6 protein-coding genes are annotated in these 5,265 nt (G+C 70.0%); 1 reads left to right on the top strand and 5 read right to left on the bottom strand.

Annotated elements, in window-relative coordinates; all coding sequences use genetic code 11:
• Window positions 1–284, bottom strand: a 284-nt coding sequence (locus ACNPM4_RS04340) for a VOC family protein (protein WP_448984834.1), incomplete at its 3' end; no start/stop codon positions are given.
• 173 nt (window positions 285–457) lie between these two features.
• Here ACNPM4_RS04340 and ACNPM4_RS04335 point away from each other — a divergent pair.
• The gene (locus ACNPM4_RS04335) at window positions 458–1,597 is read left to right on the top strand and encodes a hypothetical protein (protein WP_448984815.1); all 1,140 of its coding nucleotides are present in this window, start codon (window positions 458–460) and stop codon (window positions 1,595–1,597) included.
• Window positions 1,598–1,600: 3 nt separating this feature from the next.
• Here ACNPM4_RS04335 and ACNPM4_RS04330 read toward each other — a convergent pair whose 3' ends face one another.
• Genes ACNPM4_RS04330 through ACNPM4_RS04315 form a run of 4 tightly spaced genes read right to left on the bottom strand, consistent with a single transcriptional unit; the run spans window position 1,601 to window position 5,212 of the window.
• On the bottom strand, window positions 1,601–2,230 hold the full coding sequence (locus ACNPM4_RS04330) for a response regulator transcription factor (RefSeq protein ID WP_029262344.1): 630 nt from the start codon (window positions 2,228–2,230) through the stop codon (window positions 1,601–1,603).
• Window positions 2,227–3,441 (bottom strand): sensor histidine kinase, encoded by a 1,215-nt coding sequence (locus ACNPM4_RS04325; RefSeq protein WP_448984814.1) that lies wholly within the window; start codon window positions 3,439–3,441, stop codon window positions 2,227–2,229. The genes ACNPM4_RS04330 and ACNPM4_RS04325 overlap by 4 nt, the downstream gene beginning before the upstream one ends.
• 39 nt (window positions 3,442–3,480) lie before the next feature.
• On the bottom strand, window positions 3,481–4,236 hold the full coding sequence (locus ACNPM4_RS04320; protein WP_029262342.1) for an ABC transporter permease: 756 nt from the start codon (window positions 4,234–4,236) through the stop codon (window positions 3,481–3,483).
• A gap of 1 nt (window position 4,237) precedes the next feature.
• Window positions 4,238–5,212 carry an ABC transporter ATP-binding protein gene (locus ACNPM4_RS04315; RefSeq protein WP_448984813.1) on the bottom strand — a complete coding sequence of 325 codons (975 nt, stop codon included), beginning with the start codon at window positions 5,210–5,212 and terminating at the stop codon, window positions 4,238–4,240.
• Between the last annotated feature and the right edge of the window lie 53 nt (window positions 5,213–5,265).

Here is a 5,265-nt window from a genome sequence, read left to right as displayed (position 1 = left end):
ACGCCTCGTGCGCCCACGCCGAGGCCCTGCAGATGCGCCAGCGCCTCGTCGGCGTCGGGCACCACGACCTGGATCGTGTTCTGCTGCCCCGGCTCGAGATCGATGCCGAGGCCGGTGCCGAAGGCGATCGAGCAGGCCGAACCCGGTGGAGTCATCTGCACGAACCGCAGCCCCTCCACGGGCGTCTGGTCGTGGTCGGCGTGGAAGCCGATCTTCTCGTAGAAGGCCTTCGACCGGTCGACATCCGAGACCGGGACGAAGATGAGTTCGATCTTCCAATCCATCACGTGCTCCTCCTGTCGGGCGCCGTCGCCCATCGGCGTCCACGGTACGCGGGGCCGCCGACATCGCGCCAGAGCGGTCGGTGACCGATACTGGTCGGGTGACGCTACGTCGAGAGCAAGGCCGGATGCCCGTGATTCTCGACGCCCTCTGCCGGGCACGAGAGGATGCACCCGTGCGTCGCCTGATCGATGCCTTGGGCACCGTACCCGTGGAGACGACGGAGCGCCGGATCGGTGAACCCGCCGTGCTCTCGCGGCATCTGCTGTTCGGGTCCGGCGGCGAGATCGTGCTGCACGATGACGCGGTCGTCGCCGTGATCCTGCACCTCGCGCCGACGCCGTCCGCTCCGCGCGGCCTCGACGCCGCGGAGTGGCTCCCGGGGGTCGACAACGATGCGACCTTCGCCGACTTCAAGGCGACGTTCGACGTCCCCTGGAGGTTCGCCGACGGGGACCGCTACTTCGTCCTCGAGGCAGCGTATCTGCGCCCGGAGTTCGTGAAGCACGGGGGCCGTCGAGCCGGCGACCTGCGCCGGGTGGCGTTCACCCTGGACGATCCGAAGGAGACGTGCCGCCCGGCCGACGAGGACTGCCCGGTGTGCCGCGAACTGATCGTGCGCACCGGCGACGGGTCCTTCGATCTGGACGGCACGGTCGACGCTCTCGTGGCGGGGGTCGAAGCAGGAGCCCTCAAGGAGTCCAGCGGAGCCGTGAGCCTCGCCGACCTCCGGCTGCTGCACGCCTCCGCCCTCATGGAGCGGGTGGAGAGCCAGGTCACGTGCACCGCGTGCGGCCGGGTCGCCTGCCTCACCCTGTATCGCGACGCCCCTCCGACATTCGGGTATCACCCGCTGGATGCCGCGATGCGACGGCCCCTCGAAGCCATCCCTCCCGTCGAGGAGTGGGGCGACGCCGCTCGCATCGCCGAGGTGCGCGATGCGATGCGCTACGTCGACCACGAGCCGGGCCTGTGGTTCCTGGTCGAACAGCACGGCGACCTGTACCTCGACTCCCGGTACACGATCTCCTCGATGGCCGACGACTCGTGCCTGATCCGCCTGGATGAGGCCGAGCGCCAGGAGTACCACGAAGCCGGCCGCGACAGCCTCACCGAACTCGCCCGGCGCATCGACCGCAGTGGGCCGCATCGGGAGGCGTCTCCCTTCCACCGGAGGAACCTCTTCCGTCACCCGGACGGGGGAAGGGACTACTCCGCCGAGGTCAGGGCCGCGATCGCCGGGCACACCTGGCTCGCACGGCAGAAGCAGGCCGCGGCACAGCAGGCGCAGTCCGCATCCGCAAAAGACAGCTGAGCGTCAGATCCAGCCCTTGTCGAGCGCGATCCGCACCGCCTGCGCCCGGTTCCCCGCACCCGTCTTGCCGATCGCCGCGGAGAGATGGTTCCGCACGGTGCCGGCCGACAGGAACACCTCCGCCGCGATGGCCGCAGCCGACCGCCCGTCGGCGGCCAGGCGCAGCACCTGACGCTCGCGGTCGCTCAGCGGGTTCGCGCCGTCGAACAGGCTGTCTGCGGCGAGCACCGGATCCAGCACGCGCAACCCGGAATGCACCCGACGAACCGCCTCCGCCAGCTGCTCGGCGGGAGTGTCCTTCACGATGAATCCGCTGGCTCCGGCATCCAGCGCCGACCGCAGGTAACCGGGGCGCGCGAAGGTGGTCACGACCAGAATGCGCGTCTCCGGACTCGCCTCGCGGATGCGGCGCGTGGCCTCCACACCGTCCATGCCCGGCATCTGGATGTCCATCAGGCACACGTCCGGTCGCAGCTCCTCCGCGAGCCGTAGCGCCTCTGCACCATCGGAAGCCATGCCGATCACGGTGAGATCCGGCTCCAGATCGAGCAGCGCCCCCAACGCGCCACGCACCAGCGCCTGGTCGTCGGCGATCAGCAGCCGGATGCCGCCGGCCTCCCCGGCGGCCGTCACCAGGTCACCTCCACCCGGGTCCCTGAGCCCTCGGCTTCACGCGCCGCAGCGATCATGAAACCCGCACCCGCCTCCGCCGCGCGTTCGCGCATGCCGCGGATCCCGTTGCCCGAGTCGTCACTCGCGCCGTCCTTCATGCCGACCCCGTCGTCTTCGACGACCAGTCGCCCCGGCGCCAGCAGCACTCGCACGGTGTGGGCCTCGGAATGACGCAGCGCATTGGTCGTCGCCTCGCGCAGGATCCAACTCGCGGTGATCGCCTGCACCGGCGACAGAGCAGCAGGCTCCCCGTCGACGCGCAGATCGATGTCGGCCGCGCGGAGAGAGTCCCGCGACGACGCGAGCTGTTCGACGAGCGTCGTGGCCCGTGCACCGGCAACCGACGACCGCACCCCGGCGATCGCCTCCGCAGTCAGTCGCTCGATGTCGGCGAGCTCGGCCTTGGCGCGCTCCGGATCGGAGTCCATGAGCCGTCGCACGAGCTGCGCCTTCAGACCGACGACCGTCAGCGAGTGGCCGATCAGGTCGTGCACGTCACGGGCGACCGCTTCGCGGCCCTCACTCGTCGCCAGCTCGAGCCCGAGCTGTTCGGCCTCGGCGGAGCGGATGATGAGCCAGGTCGTCACCGTGTTGACCACGCCGAGCAGGCCGATGATCGCCAGCACCGACAGGTAGCTGAGGCCTCCGGGGAGGAGGAAGACGCACAGCGCCGCGACCGTCATGGCCGCGATCGTCGTGATCCAGTGCCAGACGCGCGTCAGGCCGTACGAGGCGAACGACATGACGAACGGCAGGAAGCTGAGCGCCGATCCGCCCTCCGCCGGCACGGAGACCAGCGCGCAGACGATGAGGATCGCGAAGGTGACCCACTGCCGCGTCGACGGTGGTCGCCCCAGTCCTCCACCGCCGCGCATGCCGTGTATGAAGCCGGTGACGTACAGCACGACGAACGTGACCAGCGCGATCCAGCCGACGACGATCCACGCGAGCGGCGCCTCCGAGCGCAACAGTGCGATCACCGGGTACACGAGGAAGACCAGCCAGATCACGGCCATCAGCCAGCCGAACCGGGCCCAGGGGTCCTTTCCCACCGGTCCGCGTGGGGGGCGCGCTCCCGGAGCTGCCCATGCAGCCGGCGGGGCTCCCAGGGCGGCGAACCGCCGGGCCTCCTCGGATGCTTCCGAGGAGACCCGCTTCGAGTGCTGCGTCATCCGTCCAACCTACTGTCGTCGCCCGATGCGCACGGAGTCCTACTGCCGTGCCCGGGAGCGCTTCATGCCCATGGTGACCAGCAGCACGAACAGTGCGAGCCACACGGCGACGTTCAGGAACAGCATCCACAGCTCATCCGTCTGTCCGGTGGTGAGGGTGCCGTCGGTCAACGGCCAGCGGCTCAGAGCCACGAAGCCGTAGAGAGGGGTGAACCGGGCGATGTCGAGCATCACCCCGTCGAGGGGCATGAAGACGTTGCCGAAGAACGCGAAGAACGTCATCGAGATCGAGGCGAGCGCCGCGGCCGAGTCGGAGCTGAAGAACAGGCCGACACCGAGCCCGAAGAGGCCGTAGATCAGGCCGATCCCGAGGATGATGCCCGCGGTCGCCACCCAGCGCCAGCCGTCCTCGACCTCCGCGCCGGTCATCATGCCTGCGGCGAAGACCGCCACCAGTGCCAGCGCCGCGAAGGCGACGGAGGTGAGCAGTTTCGTCAGCGCATAGCCCGCGGTCGTCAGCGGCGTCATGGCGAGTTGGCGCCCCCAGCCCTGCTTCGCCTCGGTCGCGGCGAGCGAGGTCAGAGAGCTCATCGCGACCGCCGTGCCGTACGCGGCCATCGAGGTCATCACGTAGAACGAGACGTTGCCGTGCCCGGCCGAGAGCGAGCCGAAGCCCATCCCGGCTCCGAACAGCAGGTACATCGCGACCGGCATCGCCAGGGTGAACGCGAGCGTGTACGGGTTGCGCAGCTGGCGGACGCCTTCGATGCGCAGCATGGTGGGTGAGACGAGCATGTCAGTTCTCCGTCAGAGCCGTGAAGGCGGTTTCGAGGGTGGGTGCGGCGATCTCCAGGTCGTGAGCGCTGTGGTCGAGCAGGATGCGGGCGGCGGCATCGGAGTCTGCGGCGCGCAGGCTGAGCCGATCTCCGTCGAGTCGCACGTCGACCACGCCGTCGGTCGCGCTCAGCGTCGCGACGAGCGCCGCACCGGCCTCGCCGACCGTCGCGGACACGCTCCGCTCCCCCAGACTCGCTCGCAGCAGAGCGGTGGGCGCATCCGCGACGACCGCGCCGCGGTGCATCACCACGGTCCGCCGGGCGAACTGCTCCGCCTCCTCCAGGTAGTGCGTGGCGAAGATGATCGTGCGTCCGGCATCCGCATCGGCCCGCATCACGTCCCAGAAGTGCCGCCGGGCCGTGACGTCCATCCCCGCCGTGGGCTCGTCGAGCACCAGGATGTCGGGGTCGGACACCATCGCGAGCGCGAACTTCACCCGCTGCTGCTCTCCCCCCGAGCACTTGGAGACGCGGCGGCGGGCGAGGTGCTCGAGGTCGGCGCGGGCCATGACCTCAGGCACCCGCGCGGCCGCTTCCGTTCCGTACAGCGAGGCGATGAGGCGCACGGTCTCGCCCACGGTCAGGTCGCCCAGAAGGCCGCCGGTCTGCAGCACCGCGCCGATCGCTCCGCTCGACGTCGCCTGCTCCGGCGTGACGCCGAGCACCCGGACGCTGCCGCTGCTGGGCTGCGTGAGCCCGAGGAGCATGTCGAGAGTCGTCGTCTTGCCCGCGCCGTTCGGTCCGAGCAGCGCGACGACCTCGCCGCGGCGGATCGACAGGTCGACCCCGACGACGGCCTGCACGCGGCGGTCGCCCGAGCCGAAGTGGCGTGTGACGCCGTTCAGCTCGAGGACGACCGGATCATGGTTCGAGGCTTCGGATGCCGGACGCGCGGTGACCTGCGTCGCCGACCCGTCCACGGAGGAGTTGTTCATGTCTCCAGCCTCGCGGCAGGACCATCACGACGCCGGAGGGAGGTGTCATCTAC

The sequence above is a fragment of the Microbacterium umsixpiens genome, assembly GCF_053543675.1.
This window is presented reverse-complemented; position numbering and strand designations above follow the sequence as displayed.

What these genes read in the sequence shown, in the direction of transcription:
- ACNPM4_RS04325 (WP_448984814.1), bottom strand. Translation starts at nt 3,441, where the DNA reads ATGACGCAGCACTCGAAGCGGGTCTCCTCGGAAGCATCCGAGGAGGCC.
- ACNPM4_RS04320 (WP_029262342.1), bottom strand. Translation starts at nt 4,236, where the DNA reads ATGCTCGTCTCACCCACCATGCTGCGCATCGAAGGCGTCCGCCAGCTG.
- ACNPM4_RS04315 (WP_448984813.1), bottom strand. Translation starts at nt 5,212, where the DNA reads ATGAACAACTCCTCCGTGGACGGGTCGGCGACGCAGGTCACCGCGCGT.